Consider the following 24,816-nt stretch of genomic DNA (forward strand, 5'->3'; position numbering starts at 1 on the left):
TTGCGGTGTTCAATTCGCTTCTGAGCTTAACTGCACTCGGAGTGCTAAATGGTGATAACTCAGCTTTATAAGTCGACACTCTGTTGGCGCGCGTTTAAGACTCGCTCAGAACTGATGAAGGGCTATTATCGAGACTTGATGCCTGTCATTGCACAAGACTTTGATCACTCCTCCTTGATTGCTGTCGATTTAGAGATGACAGGACTTGATCCTATTAACGACCAGATCCTCAGCATAGGGTTAATTCCCATAGAGAATAATCTACTTGCGCTCGATAAGGCGGAGCAAAAATTAATAAAAGTAGATGGCGGGGTCGGTCAAAGTGCGGTGATCCATGGCATTTTAGATAATCACTTAGACGATGCTATCGACATTAAAGAGGCAATAACTTGGTTTCTTGAAAGAACGCAGGGCAAGATGCTGGTGGCACACCATGCACCATTAGATTTAAGTTTTTTACAAAATGCGATTTCAAGTTGTATTGGTGAGCCGGTAAAACTATTAGCGATTGATACCTTAGCGGTAGAGCGAAAACGACTACTGAGAAAGCATGACTTACTGAAGGAGGGAACATTGAGGCTAGGTGCCTGCCGAGTGCGGTATGGCTTGCCTGTATACGCTGCGCATAATGCTTTGGTTGACGCACTTGCTTGTGGTGAACTCCTGCTTGCTCAGGCTGCGGCTATCGGTCAAGGCGAGAGGCTAAAGCTTGCAGAGTTGCTTGCCATAAAATGAGCTCTCATAAATATGACGATATCCGTCAAGCAGTAAGCGAAACACAAAAATAGTTACAAAGTTAATATTCACATCTTTAGGTTAACTGATTAGGCTCAATATTAAGCTACTTTCTCAGAGACTTATCTATGGCTTTACCTCTTCTATTAGTGGGTGGTGCACTTGGCGCGGCAATACTGGCTGATCAACGTGAAAAACGACATGCTTTAGAGCGCCAGCGTCATAGTGGTGTTGACCCCCAACAGCTAAATGGCAAAGCAGTTGGTTTACACCCAAGCCTTTGGCAAAGCGGCCATAAGCAAGTAAAGCCAAAGCCTGGGGCAATAATATGCTGCTTTGTATACGGTGTCATCGAGCACACTGGCATTTGGCTTGATGATAATACTTTAATAGAGCTTCATGGTAATGGGCTTATTCGCGCGGTCTCAACAGCACGATTTTTAGCTGGTCGAACAGGTACCAAAATTTATGTGGCTTGCAATCATGCTCATCAGCCACTTATCGATGGGGAGGTGCTGCATCGTGCTGAGATGGAAATTTTTAGTTACCGTGAATATGACCTATTTGATAATAACTGCCACCGTTTTGTCTGGTCTTGTCTTAGTGGCGTAGAGGAGTCACTGCCAAGCTTTAACGATTTCAATAAGAAATTAGCGCAATATTTTGAGCAGAGTATCTATTGGGACGAGGCGTTAATCGATATTCGGTAAAGCCTATTACTGTTCATATATGAGTTAGATTGTTTAATAATCGAAACAATAGAGTTAAAGCACTAGTCCATGGCACGGCAATTTCAGTTAAGTGATGATGATTTCACTTTAATCACAGCTTAATATGTGGATGAATCTGATAACTAATGTAAATAACTAATACCCGATCGAGATTGACAGCCCCGCAGAGCTCCATTTTCACAACAAAATTATTGACCTCAGCCCCACTTCTTGAAATTTATTGACCCACAACTCAAATATCTTGGTATTGTTGATTGGTTTTGAGAACATTAGCAAGATGCCTGATTATGGTTTTTACCCATTTGAAGGGCGCATTTGACCCTATGCGATATTTTGTTATATCTGAACGAACTAAAAATTATTAGCTATTGCATGACTGAGTTTATACCTTAGGCATCAGCAAATAGAAAACATCACCATCTACACCAGGAAAACACTATGCAAATCGGAATACCAAAGGAGATCCTCGCGCAGGAGAGCCGGGTAGCCGCGACACCAGCCACTGTAGTTCAGCTTAAGAAATTAGGCTTCAGTGTTGTTGTCCAAAGCGGTGCCGGAGCGGCAGCTAACTTTAAAGATGAAGCGTATCAAGAAGCAGGTGCTGACATCGTTAGCCTTGAAGATGCATTTCATGCCGATCTCATACTTAAAGTGAATGCGCCGACTATCAACAGTGATACGGGCGTTGACGAAGTTGATCTACTTAAAGCCGGTGCGACAGTTGCAAGTTTTGCATGGCCGGCTCAAAACCCTGAGTTGTTAGAAAAATTTAAAGCTAAGGGGATTAACTTACTGGCGATGGATATGGTGCCGCGTATTTCGCGTGCGCAATCTCTCGATGCTCGAAGCTCTTTAGCTAATGTCGATGGATACCGTGCAGTAATTGAAGCTGCTAATCATTTTGGTCGATTTTTTACCGGTCAAATAACTGCAGCAGGTAAAGTGCCGCCAGCAAAAGTATTGATTATTGGTGCAGGTGTTGCAGGACTCTCAGCATTAGGTGCTGCAGGTAGCTTAGGTGCTATCGTGCGTGCTTTTGATACTCGCCCTGAAGTGAAAGAGCAGATCAACTCAATGGGTGCTGAGTTTCTTGAGCTAGATTTTGAAGAGGAATCTGGTTCTGGTGACGGTTACGCGAAGGTGATGAGTAAAGAGTTTATCGATGCTGAAATGGCGCTGTTCCGCGAACAAGCCAAAGATGTCGATATTATTATCACTACCGCCCTTATTCCTGGCAAGCCAGCACCAAAACTTATCCTAGAGGATATGGTTGGCTTAATGAAGCCTGGTAGCGTGATTGTCGATCTGGCTGCTGCTAATGGCGGTAACTGTGAACTGACAGTACCAGGTGAAGTTGCTGTTGTTAATGATGTCACGATTATCGGTTATACAGAGCTATCTCGTCGTCTACCTACTCAAGCAAGCCAACTATATGGTACTAACTTAGTTAACCTGCTCAAGTTGATGGTGCCAGAAAAAGATGGCAAGTATGAAATTAACTTTGATGATGAAGTGATTCGAGGCGTAACAGCGGTAAAAGAGGGGGAGATCACTTTCCCACCACCTGCGATTCAGGTGAGTGCGCAGCCTCAAGCCAAAGTTGAAGAAGCGGAAGTTGTTGTTGAAGAGAAACCGAAAAATCCTTGGATTAAGCCAGCTATTGCAGTTGTTGCTGCAGGACTATTTGGTCTGATTGCTAATAATGCACCTGCAGATTTTCTGCAGCACTTTAGTGTGTTCGTTCTCTCTTGTGTTGTTGGTTACTACGTCGTTTGGAATGTGAGTCATTCACTGCATACCCCGTTGATGAGTGTGACCAATGCAATTAGTGGCATTATCGTAGTGGGGGCGCTTGTTCAGATGAACAGTGATAATACTGCGGTGCTGATTATGTCTGGTATTGCCATTTTGATTGCTTCAATTAACATCGCCGGTGGTTTCACCGTGACTCAGCGTATGCTGAAGATGTTCCGTAAAGACTAAGGAGAGATAATAATGTCTATAGGATTAGTTACTGCAGCTTATCTAGTTGCTGCCGTACTGTTTATCTTTAGTCTTGCTGGCTTAAGTAAACAAGAAACTGCCCAAAGGGGTAATATTTTGGGTATCGTGGGTATGGTGATTGCTATTGTAGCAACACTTGCTAGTACTCAAATTGATGGTAACAGTTGGATTGTTACTGGTGCAATGGCTATCGGTGCCGCTATCGGTATCCGTTTGGCACTCAAAGTTGAAATGACTGAGATGCCTGAGCTGGTGGCTATACTTCACAGCTTTGTAGGTTTAGCGGCTGTATTAGTTGGCTTTTCAAGCACAGTTGATCATGGCAGTTTAATGGATGCGGTCACAGGCGCTATCGACCCTGTTGCAAAAAGTATCCATGATGTTGAGGTCTTTCTTGGGATCTTTATCGGTGGTGTAACGTTCACCGGTTCTATTGTCGCATTTGCTAAGCTGCGCGGCCTAGTCAGCAGTTCGCCTAAAGCACTCCCTGGTGCTCATAAGCTAAACCTGGCCATGCTGATTGTATCGGTTGCCTTAGGCATCTATTTTATGCAGACCGATGCTATCGGTGCTTTGGTTATTGTCACTCTGATCTCCTTCGTGTTCGGTTACAACTTAGTTTCCGCTATCGGTGGTGCTGACATGCCAGTTGTTGTTTCAATGCTCAACTCCTATTCAGGTTGGGCTGCGGCAGCAGCAGGTTTCATGTTAGGCAATGATCTATTGATTATTACTGGTGCATTAGTGGGTAGCTCGGGTGCAATCCTGTCCTATATCATGTGTAAAGCGATGAACCGCTCGTTCATCTCTGTGATATTAGGTGGCTTTGGCGCAGAAGGCGGTACCGTGGTTATCGCTGATGGTGAACAAGGCGAGCATCGTGAGACGCAAGCTGAAGATGTCGCAGAAATGCTTAAAAACGCACGTAGCGTTATCATCGCGCCAGGCTATGGTATGGCTGTTGCTCAAGCACAATATCCAGTTGCTGAGATAACACAAAAGCTACGTGATCGTGGTGTGAAAGTGCGCTTTGCTATACACCCGGTTGCAGGTCGTCTACCAGGACACATGAATGTTTTGCTTGCTGAAGCAAAGCTGCCATATGACATTGTGATGGAGATGGACGAGATAAATGAAGACTTCGGTGATACCGATGTTGTTCTCGTGATTGGTGCAAATGATACCGTTAACCCTGCAGCTAAAGAGCCTGGAAGCCCGATTGCGGGTATGCCGGTCCTTGAGGTGTGGAATGCTGAGAATGTTGTGGTATTTAAACGTTCTATGGCTACAGGTTATGCTGGTGTACAGAACCCACTCTTCTTTAAAGAGAATACTGAGATGCTATTTGGAGATGCGAAAGCATCTGTATCTAAGATCTTAGCGAGTATCTAAAATCAATAAGTAGCGTTTATACGTTTACTTAAGATGATATTGAAATGCCAGTCAGTAATGACTGGCATTTTTGTTTTCAACCCTAAACCACCTACTTCAGTAGGTGGTTATCATCTATAGGCTTTGCCTGAAGTCGTAAATAGAGCCTTTTTATGCCGAACTTTGTGCAGAGGTTTAGTGAATAGTGCAGTGCAAGCTTCTAAATCAGGGATGATTTAGTAGAGCCTATAGGGATATATCAACGGCGACTTGCAGGTGCACAGTAACTAAAGCTCCCTTATAGGGAGTCATTTTAAAGCCACCTTCTTTAGAAGGTGGATTATTTACTTTCAGCCCTAAACCACCTATTTCAGTCGGTGGTTATCATCAATTAGGCTTTGCCTGAAAGTATCTTGTTAAAGTGAGACCATCTGGGGTGAGTCGATTATTGTATCTATGGGGTACACAGCTTATAAGTTCATCCAGGTTTAGCCTTTTTATGCCAGATGTTGTGCAGAGGTTTAGCGAGTAGTGGGGTGCAAGCTGCTAAATCAGTACTGGAAATGCTTCATACATTTACCTGCATTCCAAGCCATCCATAGCGGTCAATGATTTAGTTGCGCCTATAGTGGTATTTTTATGGCGACTTGCAGGCGCACGCTAGCTAAAGCTCCCTTCTTAGGCCGAAATTTCAAAATCACTTTCTTCAAAAGGTAGATTCTTTACATATATTCCACAATGTGGAATTGCTATCGCATGGTGGAATGGGATATTAGATTGAATATCTTATTCTATCGTGTATGTTGGGTTTTAGAGTCATCGGTTTATTTGCATTAAGTTTGGGCTTTATAAAACTTAAGTTTGAATGTTTGGTATTTAAGCTGATCTAAGTTTACTGTTTAATCATTTTATCAGTCGGAATTGTTTAGTATCTCTGCGAGCACTAGAACTTCCTTAAGCTGACTCGGTCATTAGCGTATTAATATAGATAAGGAAGTATTATGAACAATTCAAAAAAAGTCGTTTTAAGAAATGATCAGAATAATCACCTTGATGATCAGATTGAAGGTTTTGGGGAATTCAGCATCACAAGCGTAATAAAAAAAGAGTATGAGGCTTATTATATTGAAGCAAATATGAGCGATGATGTGACTTGGAACTATGTGCGTGGTTATAACTAAAGGCTAATAAAGTGGCCAACACCCTTGGATAAAACGCTTCTTATTCACTATCCATGGAGTTCGAAGATAGAGATATCCTAAAATATAATACCAGCCTAGGCTGGTATTTTTATTTACAGCTCTAAACCAACGACTTCAGTAAGTGGCTATCATCCATAGCCTTGCCTGAAGTCGTTAATAGCTCCTTTTTATGTCGAATGTTGAGCAGAGGTATAGCGAGTCGTGCAGTGCAAGCTGCTAAATCAGTGCTGGAAATGTTCCATACGTTTATCTGCATTCCAAGCCATCCTTAGCGGTCGATGATTTAGCAGAGCCTATAGGGATATTAACGGCGACTTGCAGCTGCACGATAGCTAAAGCTCCCTTGGAGTGACTCATTTTAAAGGCACAATGTTCAAGGTACCTTCTTCAGTAGGTGGTTATTATTTAAGTTTTCTTTACTTATCATTGATAGGCTTACTTGGAATTAGCCACAAAATGCGTAACAGCTTTACTCATAAGCTCTATGCCTGTTTTGTCACAAGGTGGTAATCGGGCATCACTTTTCTTGATGGGTTCACTAAGTCGAATAGTGCGCCATAGTAAGACGCTTATCTGACTCCCTGTGCTAATTCAATCCTAAGGCCTGCTTGAGTGACGCTTAGGCATTATTAAAAATTTTTTCATTAATACCAATCGGTATAAGAAGGTGGTCAGTTCAGAGTTATTTTTGGCGGCTTAATTCAAGGCGAATGAGTGAGGGAATGGTGATCCCTTTCGAGCTTATTCAACACAGAAGTAGGCTGCCAAAAAACTCCTAGAAGGCGAGTTTTAGCACTTCTGATGCTGCGTTAACGAGCTTAAACGTAGAATAACTATGTCTCTTCACTCGTTGCCTTGTCTCACAAGCGCTAAACTCTCGCTGAATGGCCACATCTTTATACCGATTGGTATAAGCACCATCAATAATCAGGTTTTAGTCATAAATCTGTTTTGATTTCGTCATGTTAATGTCACTTACGCTCATTAGAGTGCAGCTCAGAATATGTCAGCAATTAGTCGTACTGAGGATATTATGAGTAAAGCAACGCACGATGGAACAGTCTATAACAAGAGCAATAATGAAGCCTTTTCAGATGTATTGGACAAGCATATCTCAAGACGGAGTATGTTAAAAACAGGAATGGGCGCTGCGGGATTCTCACTATTTAGTGGTATAGGACTCACTGGTTGTTTTAGTAGTAGCGACCCTAAGCCCGATCCCATTCCTGAGCTAAAACTCGGATTCGATTCTATTGCAGGGGCAAAAAAGGATGCAGCAGTCGTGGCTAAAGGTTACTCAGCACAAGTGTTAGCCCCTTGGGGAACGCCGCTGAATGATATGGCCGATGACTGGAAAAGCGATGGCAGCAATACGGCATTAGATCAGGCTAATTCTGTCGGTCAAAATCATGATGGCATGTACTTTTATTCGCTCAATGACTCATCAACTGATGGCTTGTTATGTATTAACCATGAATATATTCAGCAAGAGGCGCTTCATCCGAATGGTCCTACTGTCGATCTGATCTCAGGTTTGAGAGATAGCACTGAAGAGATAAGAAAAGAGATCAACGCACATGGCATTAGTGTTGTGCGTATTCAGCTCATTGATGGCCAATGGCAAGTGATAAAAAATGATGAGTACAATCGCCGCTTTACTGCTGCCAGCGAGATGAGGATAGCGGGGCCTTTATCTGGTCATAGCGAATTGATCACGCCATTTTCGCCAACTGGGGAGATGATACGCGGTACATCGAATAATTGCGGCAATGGCTTTACACCATGGGGCACCTATTTGACCTGTGAGGAGAATTGGCCGGGATACTTTGTTAATCATGGTGAGTTATCGGAGCAGCAGCAAAGAATAGGTATTTCAACTAGTGGCGGGCGTTATAGCTGGGAAGATCTTGCTGGTGATGAAACCGAGACTGAGAGTGAGTTTTCTCGCTTTGACATCACACCCTCTGGTGATAGTGCGTTAGATGATTATAGAAACGAAGCCAATGGTTATGGGTATATCGTTGAAATCGATCCCCATGATCCACAATCGGTTGCTGTAAAGCGTACTGCGTTAGGGCGTTTTCGCCATGAGGGCTGTGCTTACGGAAAAGTCGAAGAGGGCAAACCTCTTGCGTTCTACTCCGGTCATGATGCCCGCTTCGAATATATCTATAAGTTTGTCTCTGATGCCCTTTGGGATCCAGATGACGCTGATCGTACAGACAGACTTGCAGTCGGTGCTAAGTATATGGATGAAGGTACTTTATACGTGGCACGTTTCAGTGAAGAGGGAGTCGGTCATTGGTTACCGCTTACCTTAGAGGGGGAGACAAAAACCGGTGGCACATTAGCGGATCACTTTAACTCTTTGGCAGAGATCATTCTTAATACTGCTGGCGCTGCAGATCTGGTTGGTGCTACCCCTATGGATCGCCCAGAGTGGACAACCGTCGATCCTATTAGTGGTACCGTTTATTTAACCTTGACCAATAATACTAAGCGTCAGGAAACCAATGTGGCTAACCCAAGGACTGATAACAAGTTTGGTCATATCATTCGCTGGAACGATGTTGAAGACAGCACAGAGTTCAACTGGGACATATTTGTATTTGGCTCACCGTCAGACGGCAGTGATGATATCAACCTATCGGGGTTAACTGAATCAAATGAGTTTGCTTGTCCTGATGGGCTGGCCTTTGATGCCCGCGGTATTCTCTGGGTACAAACAGATAATAGCGGGGCAATGGAGGTAAAAGACAAGACGAATGACCAAATGCTAGCGGTCATTCCGACTCAACTGGTCAACAGTGATGGAGAAGCGGATACCATACACGCAGACAATCAAAGCGAGTTAAGACGTTTCTTTGTGGGTCCAAATGACTGTGAGATCACAGGGCTTGCCTTCACGCCAGATCAGAAGAACTGTTTTTTGAATGTGCAGCATCCTGGTAATTGGCCATATAGCATGAATGCCACTGATGAAACACCGCAAGGGGAGTTGGTTCGTCCGCGCTCTGCTACCGTTATCATCCGCAAAGAGGATGGTGGAGAGATTGGCGTTTAATTAACAAGCGGGCACAATATTTGGTTTGTTGCGTCCGAGTTTACTTAAGTGCTATCAAGTGCTCTGGTAAGCTTTTGTTTTATAGTTGCTTATTAGCTATAAATGGATCTTGAAGCTAGATATATCCCGATACAAAAATACCAGCCGAGGCTGGTATTTTTTATTTTAGCTTTTTCACCTATCGTCGATAGGCTTACTTATAATTAGCCACAAAAATGCTTAACTGCTTTACTTACAAGCTCTATACCTGTTTTATCACAAGGTGGTAACTCTGCATCGCTTTCGTTGATTGGCGTGACTCTATCACCCCATTTGATCAATGCTGCTGCTGATGTAAGGCCAGCACCGAAGGCACAAGAGAGGATAGTTTGGCCTGGTTTGATCTTGCCTTGCTCTAATGCATCACAAATCGCAATTGGAATAGTCGCTGCCGAAGTATTACCATAATTAGCAATATTGACGATAGCTTTCTCTTTCGGGATCTTCATACGACTGATTAGCGTATCGATAATACGCTCATTGGCCTGATGAGGGATAACCCAGTCAACATCATCCTTAGACGTATCACACTTTTCGAGTACCTTAGTACTTAGTTTACCCATACCGGCAATAGCACGCTTGAAGATCTCTTGACCATTAAACTCAATGTAGAAGTCTAATGAAGCGGCGCTAAACCTATCCATTGCAGTACCGAAACCTGCTTTAAGGATATCGCGTCCAGCGGGGTCATTGTTAAGCTCATAACCAAGTACACCAATAGGCTCATCAGTGGCTTCAAGTACGACAGCGCCAGCACCATCCCCAAAAAGAACGGCTGTTTCGCGGCGAGACCAATCTAAATAGAAAGAGAGTCGCTCAGCACCAATGACTAGCACCTTCTTACACTGTCCACTCTTAATCTGCGAACTGCCTAACCCTAAGCCGTATAAAAAGCCACTACAAGCCGCATTGATATCGAATGCTGCGCAGGTTGCACCTACGTTAGCTTGTACTGTTGATGCTATGTTAGGGATTAACGTATCAGGGCTGGCAGTAGCCAGGATGATCATATCAAGATCGCTTCCTTCAATACCTGCGGCAGCTAAAGCACGCTGCGCTGCAACTGAAGCAAGCTCTGAAGTATTTACATGGCTGATATGACGTTGACTAATACCCGTTCGAGGTTTGATCCACTCATCAGAAGTTTCGATAAATGTAGACAGATCATGATTTGTTAATGTGGCCGGCGGAACGCATTTTCCCCAGCCAGTGATTGTGGCGTACTGCATGTGCTTTCTCTCAAATAAAAAAGCAGAACCTGATTGAGCTCTGCCTTATCTAACATAATAAACTAAGCTTAGCGTCTCTTAAGCTTAACGCTTTTTAAGCTTAAGAGTAGTGACTTATGCCACTTGCTGTGCGACTAGATCACGTATTGCGTTGGCGGCGTGCAAAATATGCGCACGTAGAAGTTCAGTCGCCTTTTCGGTGTCTTTGTTTCTGCAATAGGTGAGTAGATCTCTATGATCTTGCTCTGCACGAGGAATACCGCCAGCAAGTAACAGTTGTAATCGAATATAACGATCACAATTAGTGTTCAAACCGTGCACGACTTCTAAGGTATGCGGGCGTTCTGCTGCTTGGTACAAACAGGTATGGAACTGAGTATTAAGTTCACTCCATGTGCTAACTGCATCTTCTTGTTTGAATGCAGACTCTAGCTCATCGAGCACTTTTTCAGCCTGAAGCAGATGCTCATCTTGTAAATTTGGAATGGCTTTAGCTAATAGGTCAGTTTCAATTAGGGCTCTAAGCTCAAACAATTCAGTAACTTGGTCAACTGAAAGTTCAGTGGCTGTTGCGCCTTTATGAGCTTCGAACTTTACTAGGCCTTCAGCTTCAAGTTGCAATAGTGCTTCACGAACTGGGATACGACTAACATTTAATTCATCGGCTAGTGCACTTTGACGAAGTGGCTCACCGGCAGCGATATCACCAGAAAGAATTTTTTCCCTTAGCACCTCAACAACAACTTGAGTACGCGTTTTATGGATAATTGGTGTGGATCGGCTCATAGTTCCCGTTTTTATCTATTCGTTATTCTATTTTATCCGACTAAGATTACCGTTAAAGCGGGTTAAAATAAAGGGAAACTATGTTTCCCTCTATTTATTTTCTCGTTTCATTTAATGATTAAAAGCTAATCACTTTCGTTGCGTTACTTTTTAACTCATCAGGAAGCAAAGATTCAGGCATATTCTGATAACAGATTGGGCGTTCGAATCGCTTCATTGCTTGGCTACCCACAGATGTCGTACGGCTGTCAGTACTAGCTGGGTATGGTCCACCGTGGTTCATAGAGTGGCAAACTTCAACACCTGTTGGCATCTGGTTGAAGATAATACGTCCGACATTAAAAGCAACCGCTTCAATCAACGCCTGATTCTCGCTAAGTTCAGCTTCTTGCCCATGAATAGTGGCTGTGAGCTGGCCCTCTAGTTCAGTTGCAATCTCGAGCATTTGGTCTTTGTTTTCGCAGATAACGATAACCGCGCATGGACCGAATATCTCTTGCTGTAGTTCAGGCGTCGATAAGTAGTCATTTGCATTCACACGCACGGCAGTTGGGCGAGTGAGGTGATTAGCTTCAGCCGACTGTCCTTGAGCAACAAGTTCAACACTCGCATTTTTAACAAGTGCTTCAACTTGCGACTGGTAAGTGGAGGCGATACCTGGAGTAAGCATGGCTGCAGCAGGAAGGGCGGCGATATTTTCGGACATAGTAGCAATATATCGATTTAAAGCAGCACCTTCTGTCGCAATAATAACACCTGGGCTAGTGCAAAATTGGCCATGGCCCATCATCATCGACTGAACTTGAGTGACAGCGAGAGATTCAGCTTGGTCAGATAAAATATCATTCAATAAAAATTGAGGGTTCGTTGACCCTAACTCGCCATAAAATGGAATTGGCTCGGGTCTGGCTGCACAAAGATCGGCTAAAATACGGCCCACTTTTAATGAACCTGTAAAGCCCACGGCTTTAATTGCGCTATGGTTAACAAGGTCGGTAGAGACTTGTGGGCTAGCCCCTTGCACTAGGCTGAAAACGCCCGCAGGCATATCGCAGGCGATAATCGCTTTTTCGATTGCACGGGTGACAAGTTCACTCGTTGCTGGGTGTGCTGGATGGCCCTTAACGATGACTGGACAACCAGCCGCTAATGCTGAGGCTGTATCCCCGCCGGCAGTTGAGAATGCGAGAGGGAAGTTTGATGCGCCAAATACGGCGACAGGCCCAATAGGTAATACGCTTAATCGCGTATCGGCTTTTGGTAGTGGTGCGCGATCAGGATTTGCCAAATCAATAAACTTAGGCTCAAGTGGTGCACGTAACGTGCTGGCGAACAGTTTTAATTGATTACAGGTTCTGCCCGTTTCACCTTGAACGCGTGCCATAGGCAGACCAGACTCAAGATTTGCCGCCGTGGTGATAAGTTCGATATCAGCTTGAAGCTGTTCGGCAATGGCGTCTAAAAAGTCGGCGCGTTGAGTTGGGGTTTTGGCTCGGTACTGAACAAATGCCGATTTTGCGGCTTTAGCCGCTGTGTCTATTTCGGAAGCACTTGCATTGGCAAATTGCCAGTCAAGTTTATTATTTGCAATCGGGTCAAAGCTATTGAATGCATTAGCATCGCCTGTCCAGCTGCCGTTGATAAAGTGCTTGCCGCTTAATGTAGAAGTCACTGTTGAAATCACTGAGTCTGTCATATTGTTCCCTGCTAATTGAGTGTTCTAGCGTAAGCTAGGCACAGAAAATTTGTTGTAAATTAAGTAACCTGAAAACCGAACGCGTAGGGATCACTATCATCTATAGTTATAGAGTTTTGACCTGTGATCCGGGCCCAGCCCTGAATGCTTGGCATGATGGCCTTATGTCCGCCAACGAAAGTGGATGATTCGATGCGACCGACAAATTGACTGCCTATTATGCTTTCGTGGGTATAGCTATCGCCGACATTCAATTTGCCCTTGGCAAAAAGTTGAGCTAATCGTGCACTTGTACCTGTACCGCAAGGTGATCTGTCGATGGCTTTATCGCCATAAAATACCGCATTAGCACCATCTGACCCTTCACTGATCGTCTCACCTGTCCACAACACATGGGATACACCTGATACCGTTGCATCATCTGGATGCACACACTCTAATTGTTCATGTGCTATTTGGCGTACTATCGGGCTCCAGCGGAGGATATCGGCAGCGCTCCATTCACGAAGGCCTGGGAAGTTAGCTTGTGGCTCGACGATGACATAATAGTTACCACCATATGAGACATCGACTTTTAGCGTGCCAAGTTCAGGGATATCTAAAATCACATCTTGATGGGCAAGATAAGCGGGGACGTTGTAGATCTTTACCCAATCGATTTTCTCACCAGTTTGTTGATAATCAATGCTTATCTGACCGGCAGGAACATCGATAATGAGTCTACCTGGAACTTTAGCTGTCAGTAGACCAGATTCGATAGCGGCGGTAATCGTCCCGATCGTGCCGTGTCCACACATTGGAAGACAACCACTGGTTTCGATAAATAAAATTGAGGCGTCGGCATTATCACTACAAGGAGGATACAAAAAAGCCCCCGACATCATATCGTGGCCTCTGGGTTCGAACATCAATCCTTTACGGATCCAATCATACTCATTAAGAAAGTGTTGTCGCTTTTCACTCATGGTGTTTCCCTTGAGATTCGGGTGGCCACTGGTGACCAAGCGAACGGGGTTTCCACATGTGTGAGCATCGACGCAAAAGTATGTACCTTTTAACATCTAAACCTTACTCCATTTCCTGTAATTTACGTCACACATATCGATATACAGTCACTAAGCTTGAGTCTAGTCAAGCTTAGCGGCTTGCGTTTATCGATATTAATCCAGGTTGTACTTATCTAGATCGATGCGAGTATCCATTGCTTCTTTAATGACTTTTTCAACATAAGCACGTTCGTCACCTATCAATGTCATACGTGGCATACGTACATTTTCGCTACCACGGCCAGCAATTTGCTCGGCAAACTTGATGCACTGAACCAGCGTTGGAATCGTATCTAGGCGTAATAAAGGCATAAACCAGCGGTAGATCTCGCGAGCTTCTTCAATACGGCCAGCACGTGCTAGCTTAAATAGGGTGACAGATTCACGTGGGAATACGTTAGTAAGTCCTGAAATCCAACCCGTTGCACCCAATAAAAGGCTTTCAAGGGCGATATCATCAACACCACAAAGGATGTTAAAGCGATCACCAAACTTGCTTTGTAATTCAGTCAGACGGCGTGTGTCAGTGGTAGATTCTTTGATGGCAACGATATTCTTCTCTTCTGCAAGAATCATTGTCATCTCTAAATTGATGTCAACACCATAACTGACAGGGTTGTTGTAGATCATGATTGGCAGCTTTGTTGAACGAGCAACGGTCTGGTAATGAGCAACAACCTCACGGTCAGTACCGCGATAAACCATAGCGGGTAGTAGCATTAAGCCATCTACACCTAATTTCTCAACATCTTGAGCATAAGTAGATGCCAATTCTGCAGTGTTTTCAGTACAACCAGTCAGAACCAATATACGTCCTTTGACTGTCTCTACTGTGTGCTTAATAAAGTCACGTTTTTCCTGTGGACCCAGAGAAGCATTCTCACCAATAGTGCCTAAAGCGATGATACCGTCGATACCATCTCTAATGAGATCTTCGAGCATACGTGCGTTAGATTCATAGTTTATTGAACCATCATCATTAAACTGTGTTGAGATTGCTGGGAAAACACCTTGCCAATTTACTTTCATGTCTAAGACCTCTATGCGCTAGTTTTGCTTTATATAAAAGATGTACACAACCGGAATAACGCATCTAAACTTGTCTTGTTCCGAAATCCTATAGTATATTGTATACAATTTTTAGGGGAATAAAAGCCCCGTTGGATCTTTATTATCTTTGTTGTCGTTAAATACTATATATTGCATACAAACTATAAGAAAGGAGTAAGCCATGCACTTGAACGATCTCCCTGCCGAATTTGTAGAAAACTGTCAACAATTCGTAACAATTGACGCTCACACAGAGGGGGAGCCTCTGAGGATTATTACTTCAGGTTATCCTGAAATAAAAGGGGAGACCATCTTAGAGATGCGTCAATATGTAACTCAGCATCTAGACAGGTATCGTACTCTGTTGATGCATGAGCCAAGGGGACATGCTGATATGTATGGCGCCTTGATCACAAAACCAGTTACCCAAGATGCTGATTTCGGCGTGCTGTTTTTACATAATGAAGGTTATAGCAGTATGTGTGGCCACGGCATATTGGCACTAGTGAAAGTGGCTTGCCAAACTGGCGCTATCACTTTAACTACTGATGAACGTGTGATTAAAATAGATGCGCCGGCGGGTCTTATTACCGCGAAAGCGAGCCGCGATAGCCAAGGGAAGATCCATGCAAGCTTTTTAAATGTGGACTCATGGGCTGAAGCGCTAGATTGCCGCGTAATGGTCGAAGGGTTCGGAGAGGTCATCTATGATATTGGCTTTGGCGGCGCTTATTATGCCTATGTCGATGCAGATGCCCATGGGATCTCGTGTGATCAAGATAATGTTGCTCAGCTTATTGATATGGGCAGACGGATAAAACATGCGGTAATGGCCGCTCATCCTTTAGTCCACCCGATAGAGGAGGATTTGAGTTTTCTCTATGGGACTATTTTTACTTCTAAAAAAATCACTAATAATGAAGCGCATTCTCGTCATGTGTGTATTTTTGCAGACGGAGAGGTCGACAGATCGCCAACGGGTACAGGGGTAGCTGGTCGTATTGCACTCTTATATGCCAAAGGTGAAGTGGAGTTAAATCAAGCCTTGATGATTGAGAGTATTGTCGACGGCCGGATGATAGTCAGTGCGACGAAAACTCATCAATTTCATGGTAAGCAAGCGGTGATCCCACAAGTTTCAGGTCGTTCATATATCACTGGTCATCATCAATTTATTATCGATCCCGATGACCTATTTCAAGATGGATTTATGCTGCGTTAATGCAAGGCAAGCAGTGCTAGTTATCAGATAGATAGGCCAAGTTACGTTATATAACGTTACGTGGTAATTGGCCTTGAATGAAAAATATTGGCCTTGAACCAAGGTAGAAAGCCTTGAATGAATGATAAGAGAGTGATGATGAGTGAGAAAACGGATAACCAAGCCCATGGGGTGATAACTATAGTTGGCGCGGGCATAGTGGGAGTCACTACTGGGCTCGAGCTGCTTAGAGCAGGGCATAAAGTGCGAATTATTGATAAAGAGGGAGTTGGAGCGGGAGCCTCTAGAGGAAATGCGGGACACTTTGCCACTGAGCAAGTGTTTCCGTTAGCCGATCCTGCAATGTTAGTTAAGTTGCCTGGTATGTTACTCGATCCCCTTGGGCCTTTTCGCATTCAGCCAAGTTACTTTTTTAAAGCTTTACCATGGTTTATGCGCTTTCTTGCCAATATGTTGCCGGGAAAAAGGGCACATAACAGTCAGGCTATTAAGCGCTTAAACCAGCAATCTATTGCAGCACTGGAGGAGTTGACTGAATTTTGTGGATGCACAGAACTGATGACGCTTAATGGAAGCCTTTTGGTGTTTGAGGGAACCGAAATCGAAGAGGTCACCAAGGAGTTTCATTATTATGCCAACGCTGGAGTAAAAGTAAGGTTACTCAGTGGTGATGAAGTCAGGCAGCTAGAGCCTAGCCTGAGTGACGCGATTAGCCACGGTTTATATTTCACCCATGTTGGGCATACCAGCGATCCATACCTTTTATGTAAAGCTTTTGCTGATAAGTTTGTTGCTTTGGGCGGGGAGCTATTGTGTGATGAAGTCAGCGAGTTACAGCTCTCTGCCAGTGATGAAGACAGAGTCTCGCTACAATTAAGTTCTGGTGAGATATTAACAACAGAAAAAATCCTTATTGCTTCAGGCGCTTGGTCTAAATCATTTGCAACCCAGCTTGGCTATAAGGTGCCCCTGGAAACAGAGCGGGGTTATCACTTGATGATGCCACAAAAAAGCAGCTTGTCTCGGCCGGTCGCTTCCTATAATCGTAAGTTTATTATCACGCCCATGCGCGAGGGAACTCGTCTTGCTGGTACCGTTGAATTTGGCGGCTTACAAGCCCCCTTAGTCGAAGCCCGTGCAGACTGCTTATTTCCACATGGCAAAGCTTTGCTACCTGAGCTTTTTGTCGATGCAGCCGTCAGTGATGGCGAACGCTGGATGGGATTTAGACCCTCAATGCCAGATAGTCTGCCAGTGCTGGGGCGAAGTGGGAAACAGCAAAATGTATTTTTCTCTTTTGGGCATCAACATCTTGGGCTGACCTGGTCAGGCATCACCGCTAAGCTAGTCAGCCAGGAGATAACAGGCCTGCAGACTGAAATAGAGCTCAGTGATTATCGAATTGATCGGTTTAGCTAGATTTGCGTAAATCTAGCCTCGAGAAGTCGGTGTTTTTCAAGATCGCCTTCGAATGAAGCTTGATTACATTTTCTTTTGAGGTTGTGGCATCGTTGACACTTTGAAGGGTGTTTAAAAGTCACACCTTCATGGTTATCTAACGCCTGTCCGGTGAGGAATGTGCACGCTTGTTTTAAGAAGGTTCTTTGCGACGCTGCGAACACGCCCCTGTTGACGTTAATCGAAGACCGATGTTACTTATCCATTGGACTGACAGGGTTAAAGCGATTTCCACTAATATGGGGATATAGCGCTTTGGACGTAAGAAACAGTGTGACTGGGTCACATTGGCACAGTTCTTATATCTGAGCCATGTTGAAACAATTGAGTTGCAAATGAATGCCTCAAACTGTGTGCTTTGACCTGCTTAGGGGGGACTAGTTATTTACTGCTTTTCTGAGCTGCTTTTTAAATGATGATTGATGAATAATATTAAGAACCTCTCACTCGTCGTAAGCCTTTCGGCAGCGCATGTCGCAGTATCAGCCATAGAAATTTAACAGTAGGTAATGTACGTATTTCAGTGGCTTTGGTTTGGCTATTTTACTACTCGAAGGACATTTGATTTGAGGTTGCACTAATGATGTTTTTAGTCAGGGAGCACGACGCGATAAAGATAGCGTGATAGCTTCCTATTTATAAAGAAATCAGACTGCCAGGCTGATATAGCCGGAGTGCTAATACCAATCAGTATAAGAAAGTGATCTGCTCAGAGTGCTTTTTGGCAATTAATTCAAGGCGAATAGCTGATGGAATGGTTATTCCCTTGTTAAGCTGTTCAACGAAGAAGTAGGCAGCCAAAAACACTCCTGAAAGGCGAGTTTTAGCGCTTCATATGCTGTGTTAACGAGCTTAAACGTAGAATAACTATGCTCTTTACTCGTTGCTAGCCACATGGATGTGGTGAATGTCATTAATGCAGGAGCATTTAATGACCTTGCCTCTGAAGCGCTAAACTCTCGCTGAGCCATCACATCTTTATACTGATTGGTATAACAAGGGGGGCGATAGTAGCTTTATTGTGCACGGCATAGATAATTACTCAATAAGCCACTTGCTTTGCCAAAGGTAATTTAACTAATACAATTTACATGGTATATTGTATGCAATAAGTCTGGTGAGATGATTTAAACAAAAGGTAATATGATGGAAACAAATAGTACAGATTGGCGATATACCGTTATGCCAGCCGTGTTTACATGGCTAAAAGAGTCAGAATCCGGTGTCCTTGAAATTGACTTTGATGCAACACAAAAACAGGCCGCAACTGTTTTAAAAGCTCAGGGAAAGGGCGGAAGCAGAATGGGCGGACTTGTCGCTTCTGGTACGCTAGGTGAGAATAGCTACCTGAGCACAGAACAGCGCCTTTCTTTACTTAAATCCCTTTCTGAAATTGCTAAAGAATTCAATGTCCCGTTGATCAGTGGCGCTGCAGCAGAAACTAAGGAAGAGCTTGCCAAAATCATTGAAGGACTGGCAAGGGTTGGCGTGGATACTGTTATGGTCATGCCGCCAAAAACTCAGTCGATCCCTTCTGATGAAGAGATGTATGCGTACTATGCGCTTGCTGCAACAGCTGCAAAAGAGGCAAACGTAACAATTATGCCTTATAACAACCCTGATGCGGCCGGATATCATGCAATTTCAACAGAACTTCTTAGAAGACTTGCTGATCTACCTGAAGTAACGGCGCTTAAAATATCGACTACAGACGTTTCAACGATTGAAACGCTGATGTTAGAGAATAAAGATTTAAAAATCTTGGCAGGCGTTGACACTGTAACTGTACATGCAGGACTTGCTGGAGCATGCGGTGGAATTACAGGTGTAGGTACTATCTTCCCAAAAGCTAGCGTTACTATGCAGGAGCATGTTTTAAAAGGCGAATGGGCTGAGGCAAACAAAATTTCTCAGGCTATGAACTCCATATCATACCTTGATGCTCAGCCGCTGCTTATGGAATATCTTAAGTTTGCTATGGGAATTCATCATAATGATGCTGATGGAGGACTTCGTACCTTGGGTAAGAAGTTAACTCAACAGCAAATTGATGATGTTCGTGCAAGGTATATTCTAGCTAAAGAAAGACTTGAAGCTCTGGATTTATTAGACTAATCCTTGCAAGTATTTGGAATCTTAAGTGTTCAAATAGAGAAGGCTCCGTTTTTACGGAGCTTTTTTTGTCCCTCTTCGGAAATAAACAGCACCAGCCTTAATAAATGAGCACTAATCAACGCTTTGGTTAACCACTCTTGCCTACAAAACAATGTTATAGCTTCAAAACTGTCAATTTTCTGCATTGAATAAGCTAACGGTCCATCACTTAGTAACACTGATGCGGATAACTTTTCACTGAAATGTTATCCGGTGAACGCCTTATGTGATTAATTAACCCCATAACGATATAGCCTTTTCTTTCAGTTTTTTACGCACGTTATTAACGATAGTCACCCCACGTATAGTAAGTCGCCAGCTAACGCTTTTCCAATATGCCTCTTGTCAGGATAGAGTCTATCCAATGATTCAACGACCATATCTTTTACTGGTTTAGTGTCATGCACATTCGCTGGAGTTATTTTGGCAGCAACAATGCCGCATTGATGGTTCACAATAAGGTGAAGTTTAACGCCATAGAACCAGCCCATCGTACCTTTCCTCATGGGTGAAGCCTGCTAGGGTTTTATACTTTTAAGTTAGGAGGTTATGTCAGGCATTAATGCTCGTTGAATCAACAAATTCGATGCCTGTAGGTTCACTTTTCAAAGAGGAAAAATAACAGCACATTAGGATGACGGCATTAGACATTACCTCAAGAAATCAGGTGTATCTGAGTAAGCTTGTAAAATCGAGCCAAGTATCTAGTGTAAACGTTTTTGAAGTCGCGATGATTAGACATCTGGAAGGTGATGATAATATTCACCATTTCGCTTATAGGCATTCTGCCAGAGCGCTTACGCTTGCCAGTACCGCCGGGCAGAAATTGTCGTTCCCATTAAGGAATGAAAACGGTACAAAAATCATCGACATCACAAAATACATCCACTAAGTTATTCATATGCCCGCTGCGTGATTGATTAATCTGGGTCGAGAAACCTGATCACAAAGAGGGTTGTTAGTTCAACTTCTTATCCCGAGTTCAGCTCAGTATTTACTTATATTATCGATAAAGATATGTCGGGTTAACTTTATCTCAGCGCTTGTATAATAAAGGATAACTAGTGGCGAGAAAAATACTCAGTCTAGGTCAATATGTGAAGCGTAGAAACGGGGTTGCACTCGGCGGTAGTGGTGCATTGATGAATATGTTTGAACGTTCATTAGGAGCTAACCGTTTTGATCGCTTTTGGCAGTATTGGAATCCAATTTTTGGCTATTACTTAAGTCGTTATATTTTCGAACCTTTAAAGGGTGTTCTCCCCAACTGGATTGCGCTACTGATCACATTCGTTGCTTGTGGATTACTTCACGATCTTGTCACGATTGCCATTAATCATAGGTTTGCTCTGTTATTTACTCCTTGGTTTCTGTTTATGGGGATCTTTGTTGTGTTGAGTAAAGGGTTTTATCTGCAGTATCCTGTTTTCAACAAAGGGAAAAGTGCCTTTACGATCAATTGCCTCTTTAATATGAGTATTATTCTCGCTTGCTTATTAATGGCGCTACCAATATGGCGAGCAATGAGTTAAGACATTACTCGCCGAAGAAAAGCTAAATCTAAATCTAAAGTTACTGGCCTTGCATGATGGACTCTATCTGGTTAATCGTCCTTGGAACGGCTACAGATAAGTTTTCATACCCTGTTTGAGTCACTAAAATATCATCTTCTATACGGATCCCCATGCCACGATAGGCTTGTGGAACATCCGTTGCCGACAAAGGGATATATATCCCAGGCTCAATGGTGAATGTCATACCCGGTTCAAGTTTACGCCAGCGATCATTATTATCGTGATATGGTCCGACATCATGCACATCCATACCCAGCCAGTGACCGGTTTTATGTACCGTGAATCGCTTATAACTTTCATCTTTCATGATGTCATCAATATTACCGCTAAGTAAGCCGAGCTCTAACAGGCCTTTAGCCATGACTTCCATGCAGGTTTCATAGAGGCTGTTCCAGCTTGCGCCTGGTTTAACTTTTTCTATGGCGGCATCTAATGCATCTAATACTAACTGATAGATTGTACTTTGCGCTTCGGTAAATTTACCATTGACAGGGTAACTGCGCGTGATGTCTGAAGCATAATGGTTAAGCTCTGCGCCGGCATCAATAAGTAAGATTTGACCATCTTCAACAATGCAGCAGTTCTCTTCATAATGTAAGCAACAGGCGTTATTCCCTGAAGCGACAATATTCGGGTACGCCACATCGGTAGCACCGTATTTAGCAATCGTGAAGTTAAAAGTAGCAGCGAGTTCAGCTTCATTGACACCCGGCTTACAGGCTCGCATCACTGCTTTATGTCCATCAATAGACGCATTTACTGCGGCCTTAATCTGGTTTACCTCAGCTGTACTCTTTATTACACGTATCGGATGTAAGATCTTTGATAAGGGCGTTAGCGTACGGTGGTGTTTAATCACATCAAATCCGGCAGTTAATCTTTGATGGTTCATCCAGCTAAATACGCGATCAGAAAATCGGCCAAGCTCATCACTGACAAAAAGGTGCTGATGAGTATCTAGCTGCGCCAGCAATACAGACTCTAGTTCGGCTATGTCATGGGCTTCATCGGCATTAAAAGTGTTGATGGCGCCTTGGACACCAGCACGCTCACCAAAGCTAACCTCTTGAGCATGATCTTTAGGTCGACATAAAAGTGTGTACTTAAAGCCAGAATCATAACGACTGTCAGCGCTAAGTAGGGCTACCGCATCTGGTTCATTAAAACCGGTTAGGTAAAGAAAGTCGTTATCTTGCCGGAAATGGTACTTGATATTCTTACTGCGTACTTTTTGCTGATAGCCTGCAAGAATGACAAAACTGCCCACTGGCAGTTGATTAAAAAGGGCAACTCTTCTTGTGTGGTATAGATCGCAGTTCATTCTCAGCTCTCATGGTTTATGGTGGAGTACATACGCGCTAGTGGCTTGATTGATACTCGCTTATCAATATAAAAATAACCTAGATAAAGCTTACTATATTTGTATATTTTATCCATTACAAATCTTCTTATAAGAAAACGATAACTTCGCGGTGCAATCTAAACGAATGGATGGGATAATAGTGATGAATCAGACTTAGGAGTTAAACCCGTGAGCCCAGCAGTTTTTTTAGATAGAGATGGTGTGATCAACATTGACCATGGTTACGTCCATCAAGTAGATGACTTTGAGTATGTAGAAGGTGTGTTTGATGCATGTCGTGCGCTTAAAGATATGGGATACAAACTTGCTGTTGTTACCAATCAGTCAGGTATTGCACGTGGTATGTACAGTGAAGAACAGTTTCACAGTTTAACTGAGTGGATGGATTGGAATTTTGCCGATAAAGGGGTCGAGCTAGATGGCATCTATTATTGTCCTCACCATGAAGAAAAGGGAATAGGCGAATATAAGCAAGACTGTGATTGTCGTAAACCTAAGCCAGGAATGATGTTAACCGCTGCAGAGTTTTTAAAAATAGACTTAAGTCGCTCAGTGATGGTTGGCGATAAACGAGATGATATGTTAGCAGCCAAAGCTGCAGGGATCCCAACTAGAATTTTAGTCCGTACAGGCAAATCGGTTACTGACGATGCTATTGCAGCGGCAAGTGTAGTACTAGATTCAGTTGCTGATGTACCAAAGTATTTAGCATCAATGTAATACTTGTTGGCCCCAATGGGGCCTTCCTGTTTTTTGATTTACCTAGAAAACGGTATGCTTTTATTATGCTGCAATCGATTTTCTCTTTCTTCTATGAGTCCCCCTCTAGAATACAACTTGTCTTGCCTCTGTTATTCAAATCTGTTTTTGGTTGAACACTGATTCAAGCTAATAACTAGATACTAGCGCCAAGCGCTTGAAGCTGTCACTTGAATCCAGTCATTTTAATACAGCCGCTTAAAAGACTGTGTATTAAAAGCCGTTATTTAAATTACTCACATTTAAACAGATTACTTCAGAGTAGTATTTAAACCTAAGATGAAGATTATCGACTTGGCTTGGTTTAGCGTTAATTAGTATGGTTTTTAACTGCTGGTTTTGAACGTTTGGTTAGTTTTACCTGTCGCAAGGGCACAATTAAGGAGTTAACGTTGCAAATAGCGCTGTTAATAAGTGATTTATTACCTGGTTTGTATGATTTCCACTCAGTTGGCCTTGAGTTAGGAGATTTGTTGAATAAAGCACTTGCGCTATGGTTTATTCTCCCTATAATGCGCACCCACTGACACGGCGATACAAGCCGCTGGCTAAACGAAAGTATAGACAGCAAGGGACTTGGAGCCGCATCAGAGAGTTTAATCAATTTTGATTTTAACTCAGGTGTTAAAGCATTTAAGGCTTTAAGTTTTGATTAGGTTCTCACAGTGGTGATTAACTTTTCGTCACTTGGAAATCATCTTAAAATAAACGCTTGACGCCAACAACGGGAAGTGTAAAATACGCAGCCCTAAGCCACTGACCAAGCGTCAACGGCTGCATCGAAAGATGCACGCTCTTTAACAATTTATCAAGTAATCTGTGTGGACATTCACAGGTGTTGAGTTATTCGAAATTGCTCACTTCTTTCTAGTAAAGAGTGAAGCAATCAAAAATTTAACTCAATGTAACGATGAGTGTTCATAGCAATATGTAATTTACAGAAATGTAATTATCGAGTTCACCAACTTCTTTATGAACGAAGTGAATGAGAAACAGTTTAATTCATTGAGCCGTTCTTCATCCTTAATCGGGTGAGAACAAAAAACTTTAATTGAAGAGTTTGATCATGGCTCAGATTGAACGCTGGCGGCAGGCCTAACACATGCAAGTCGAGCGGAAACAGAGAGGTGCTTGCACCTTTGCTGTCGAGCGGCGGACGGGTGAGTAATGCCTAGATATCTGCCTAGTCGTGGGGGATAACAGTTGGAAACGACTGCTAATACCGCATACGCCCTACGGGGGAAAGGAGGGGACCTTCGGGCCTTTCGCGATTAGATGAGTCTAGGTGGGATTAGCTAGTAGGTAAGGTAATGGCTTACCTAGGCGACGATCC

Annotated in this window: 19 protein-coding genes, 1 rRNA gene and 2 pseudogenes; 12 read left to right on the forward strand and 10 right to left on the reverse strand. The window is 43.3% G+C overall.

Annotation, left to right across the window (positions count from 1 at the left end):
- Positions 1 to 48: 48 nt before the first annotated feature.
- From BM736_RS18280 to BM736_RS18300, 5 genes are all read left to right on the forward strand, one after another.
- The gene (locus tag BM736_RS18280; RefSeq protein WP_143562430.1) at positions 49 to 735 is read left to right on the forward strand and encodes an exonuclease domain-containing protein; all 687 of its coding nucleotides are present in this window, start codon (positions 49 to 51) and stop codon (positions 733 to 735) included.
- 128 nt (positions 736 to 863) lie between these two features.
- A complete protein-coding gene (locus BM736_RS18285; RefSeq protein ID WP_076414825.1) occupies positions 864 to 1,445 on the forward strand; it encodes a lecithin retinol acyltransferase family protein in 582 nt (193 codons plus the stop codon).
- Between the two features lie 459 nt (positions 1,446 to 1,904).
- A complete protein-coding gene (locus BM736_RS18290) occupies positions 1,905 to 3,449 on the forward strand; it encodes a Re/Si-specific NAD(P)(+) transhydrogenase subunit alpha (RefSeq protein ID WP_076414827.1) in 1,545 nt (514 codons plus the stop codon).
- A 12-nt stretch (positions 3,450 to 3,461) separates the two neighbouring features.
- Positions 3,462 to 4,862: a Re/Si-specific NAD(P)(+) transhydrogenase subunit beta gene (pntB, locus tag BM736_RS18295; protein WP_076414829.1), complete on the forward strand. Its 1,401-nt coding sequence runs from the start codon at positions 3,462 to 3,464 to the stop codon at positions 4,860 to 4,862.
- A gap of 980 nt (positions 4,863 to 5,842) precedes the next feature.
- Positions 5,843 to 6,022, forward strand: coding sequence for a hypothetical protein (locus BM736_RS18300; RefSeq protein ID WP_076414831.1), 180 nt, complete (start codon positions 5,843 to 5,845; stop codon positions 6,020 to 6,022).
- Positions 6,023 to 6,143: 121 nt separating this feature from the next.
- On the opposite strand, the gene BM736_RS25210 is transcribed toward BM736_RS18300, so the two are convergent.
- Entirely contained in the window at positions 6,144 to 6,299 is a 156-nt protein-coding gene (locus BM736_RS25210) for a hypothetical protein (protein ID WP_179079076.1), read from the reverse strand.
- A 777-nt stretch (positions 6,300 to 7,076) separates the two neighbouring features.
- Here BM736_RS25210 and BM736_RS18305 point away from each other — a divergent pair.
- The gene (locus BM736_RS18305) at positions 7,077 to 9,107 is read left to right on the forward strand and encodes a PhoX family phosphatase (protein ID WP_076414875.1); all 2,031 of its coding nucleotides are present in this window, start codon (positions 7,077 to 7,079) and stop codon (positions 9,105 to 9,107) included.
- A gap of 203 nt (positions 9,108 to 9,310) precedes the next feature.
- Here BM736_RS18305 and BM736_RS18310 read toward each other — a convergent pair whose 3' ends face one another.
- The 5 genes from BM736_RS18310 to BM736_RS18330 form a co-directional block, all read right to left on the reverse strand.
- Complete coding sequence (locus BM736_RS18310) at positions 9,311 to 10,375, reverse strand: ketoacyl-ACP synthase III (protein ID WP_076414833.1); 1,065 nt, start codon at positions 10,373 to 10,375, stop codon at positions 9,311 to 9,313.
- A gap of 114 nt (positions 10,376 to 10,489) precedes the next feature.
- Positions 10,490 to 11,161, reverse strand: coding sequence for a GntR family transcriptional regulator (locus tag BM736_RS18315; RefSeq protein ID WP_076414835.1), 672 nt, complete (start codon positions 11,159 to 11,161; stop codon positions 10,490 to 10,492).
- A 118-nt stretch (positions 11,162 to 11,279) separates the two neighbouring features.
- A complete protein-coding gene (locus BM736_RS18320) occupies positions 11,280 to 12,857 on the reverse strand; it encodes an aldehyde dehydrogenase (NADP(+)) (RefSeq protein WP_076414837.1) in 1,578 nt (525 codons plus the stop codon).
- A 59-nt stretch (positions 12,858 to 12,916) separates the two neighbouring features.
- Positions 12,917 to 13,918 (reverse strand): 4-hydroxyproline epimerase, encoded by a 1,002-nt coding sequence (locus BM736_RS18325; protein WP_076414839.1) that lies wholly within the window; start codon positions 13,916 to 13,918, stop codon positions 12,917 to 12,919.
- A 99-nt stretch (positions 13,919 to 14,017) separates the two neighbouring features.
- A complete protein-coding gene (locus tag BM736_RS18330) occupies positions 14,018 to 14,932 on the reverse strand; it encodes a dihydrodipicolinate synthase family protein (RefSeq protein ID WP_076414841.1) in 915 nt (304 codons plus the stop codon).
- A gap of 202 nt (positions 14,933 to 15,134) precedes the next feature.
- Here BM736_RS18330 and BM736_RS18335 point away from each other — a divergent pair, with 202 nt between their 5' ends.
- Both BM736_RS18335 and BM736_RS18340 read left to right on the forward strand, forming a co-directional pair.
- Complete coding sequence (locus tag BM736_RS18335; RefSeq protein ID WP_076414843.1) at positions 15,135 to 16,175, forward strand: proline racemase family protein; 1,041 nt, start codon at positions 15,135 to 15,137, stop codon at positions 16,173 to 16,175.
- A gap of 117 nt (positions 16,176 to 16,292) precedes the next feature.
- Positions 16,293 to 17,594 carry an FAD-binding oxidoreductase gene (locus BM736_RS18340; protein ID WP_256717971.1) on the forward strand — a complete coding sequence of 434 codons (1,302 nt, stop codon included), beginning with the start codon at positions 16,293 to 16,295 and terminating at the stop codon, positions 17,592 to 17,594.
- A gap of 321 nt (positions 17,595 to 17,915) precedes the next feature.
- Here BM736_RS18340 and BM736_RS25545 read toward each other — a convergent pair whose 3' ends face one another.
- Positions 17,916 to 17,981 carry a hypothetical protein gene (locus BM736_RS25545; protein WP_076414879.1) on the reverse strand — a complete coding sequence of 22 codons (66 nt, stop codon included), beginning with the start codon at positions 17,979 to 17,981 and terminating at the stop codon, positions 17,916 to 17,918.
- 93 nt (positions 17,982 to 18,074) lie between these two features.
- A pseudogene (locus BM736_RS24905) lies at positions 18,075 to 18,261 on the reverse strand (transposase); the annotation flags it as partial.
- A gap of 518 nt (positions 18,262 to 18,779) precedes the next feature.
- On the opposite strand from BM736_RS24905, the gene BM736_RS18355 reads away from it, so the two are divergent.
- Positions 18,780 to 19,748 (forward strand): dihydrodipicolinate synthase family protein, encoded by a 969-nt coding sequence (locus BM736_RS18355; RefSeq protein WP_076414847.1) that lies wholly within the window; start codon positions 18,780 to 18,782, stop codon positions 19,746 to 19,748.
- A 279-nt stretch (positions 19,749 to 20,027) separates the two neighbouring features.
- Here the strand turns inward: BM736_RS18355 and BM736_RS25450 are convergent.
- Positions 20,028 to 20,688: pseudogene (locus tag BM736_RS25450) on the reverse strand (transposase); the annotation flags it as partial.
- A 163-nt stretch (positions 20,689 to 20,851) separates the two neighbouring features.
- Here BM736_RS25450 and BM736_RS18370 point away from each other — a divergent pair.
- Complete coding sequence (locus BM736_RS18370) at positions 20,852 to 21,319, forward strand: MBOAT family O-acyltransferase (protein WP_076414852.1); 468 nt, start codon at positions 20,852 to 20,854, stop codon at positions 21,317 to 21,319.
- Between the two features lie 40 nt (positions 21,320 to 21,359).
- On the opposite strand, the gene BM736_RS18375 is transcribed toward BM736_RS18370, so the two are convergent.
- Positions 21,360 to 22,682, reverse strand: a complete 1,323-nt coding sequence (locus tag BM736_RS18375) for an aminopeptidase P N-terminal domain-containing protein (RefSeq protein ID WP_076414854.1) — start codon at positions 22,680 to 22,682, stop codon at positions 21,360 to 21,362.
- Positions 22,683 to 22,892: 210 nt separating this feature from the next.
- Between BM736_RS18375 and gmhB the strand changes: the two genes are divergently transcribed.
- Positions 22,893 to 23,444: a D-glycero-beta-D-manno-heptose 1,7-bisphosphate 7-phosphatase gene (gmhB, locus tag BM736_RS18380; protein ID WP_076414856.1), complete on the forward strand. Its 552-nt coding sequence runs from the start codon at positions 22,893 to 22,895 to the stop codon at positions 23,442 to 23,444.
- A gap of 1,087 nt (positions 23,445 to 24,531) precedes the next feature.
- Positions 24,532 to 24,816 (forward strand): 16S ribosomal RNA (locus tag BM736_RS18385); the annotation flags it as partial.

This window comes from Shewanella sp. UCD-KL12 (genome assembly GCF_001957125.1).
Taxonomy (GTDB): Bacteria; Pseudomonadota; Gammaproteobacteria; order Enterobacterales; family Shewanellaceae; genus Shewanella.

Excerpts from the sequence above, each read along its gene's own strand:
- BM736_RS18280 (WP_143562430.1), top strand. The coding sequence starts at position 49 with ATGGTGATAACTCAGCTTTATAAGTCGACACTCTGTTGGCGCGCGTTT.
- BM736_RS18285 (WP_076414825.1), top strand. The coding sequence starts at position 864 with ATGGCTTTACCTCTTCTATTAGTGGGTGGTGCACTTGGCGCGGCAATA.
- BM736_RS18290 (WP_076414827.1), top strand. The coding sequence starts at position 1,905 with ATGCAAATCGGAATACCAAAGGAGATCCTCGCGCAGGAGAGCCGGGTA.
- pntB (WP_076414829.1), top strand. The coding sequence starts at position 3,462 with ATGTCTATAGGATTAGTTACTGCAGCTTATCTAGTTGCTGCCGTACTG.
- BM736_RS18300 (WP_076414831.1), top strand. The coding sequence starts at position 5,843 with ATGAACAATTCAAAAAAAGTCGTTTTAAGAAATGATCAGAATAATCAC.
- BM736_RS25210 (WP_179079076.1), bottom strand. The coding sequence starts at position 6,299 with ATGCAGATAAACGTATGGAACATTTCCAGCACTGATTTAGCAGCTTGC.
- BM736_RS18305 (WP_076414875.1), top strand. The coding sequence starts at position 7,077 with ATGAGTAAAGCAACGCACGATGGAACAGTCTATAACAAGAGCAATAAT.
- BM736_RS18310 (WP_076414833.1), bottom strand. The coding sequence starts at position 10,375 with ATGCAGTACGCCACAATCACTGGCTGGGGAAAATGCGTTCCGCCGGCC.
- BM736_RS18315 (WP_076414835.1), bottom strand. The coding sequence starts at position 11,161 with ATGAGCCGATCCACACCAATTATCCATAAAACGCGTACTCAAGTTGTT.
- BM736_RS18320 (WP_076414837.1), bottom strand. The coding sequence starts at position 12,857 with ATGACAGACTCAGTGATTTCAACAGTGACTTCTACATTAAGCGGCAAG.
- BM736_RS18325 (WP_076414839.1), bottom strand. The coding sequence starts at position 13,918 with ATGTTAAAAGGTACATACTTTTGCGTCGATGCTCACACATGTGGAAAC.
- BM736_RS18330 (WP_076414841.1), bottom strand. The coding sequence starts at position 14,932 with ATGAAAGTAAATTGGCAAGGTGTTTTCCCAGCAATCTCAACACAGTTT.
- BM736_RS18335 (WP_076414843.1), top strand. The coding sequence starts at position 15,135 with ATGCACTTGAACGATCTCCCTGCCGAATTTGTAGAAAACTGTCAACAA.
- BM736_RS18340 (WP_256717971.1), top strand. The coding sequence starts at position 16,293 with ATGAATGATAAGAGAGTGATGATGAGTGAGAAAACGGATAACCAAGCC.
- BM736_RS18355 (WP_076414847.1), top strand. The coding sequence starts at position 18,780 with ATGGAAACAAATAGTACAGATTGGCGATATACCGTTATGCCAGCCGTG.
- BM736_RS18375 (WP_076414854.1), bottom strand. The coding sequence starts at position 22,682 with ATGAACTGCGATCTATACCACACAAGAAGAGTTGCCCTTTTTAATCAA.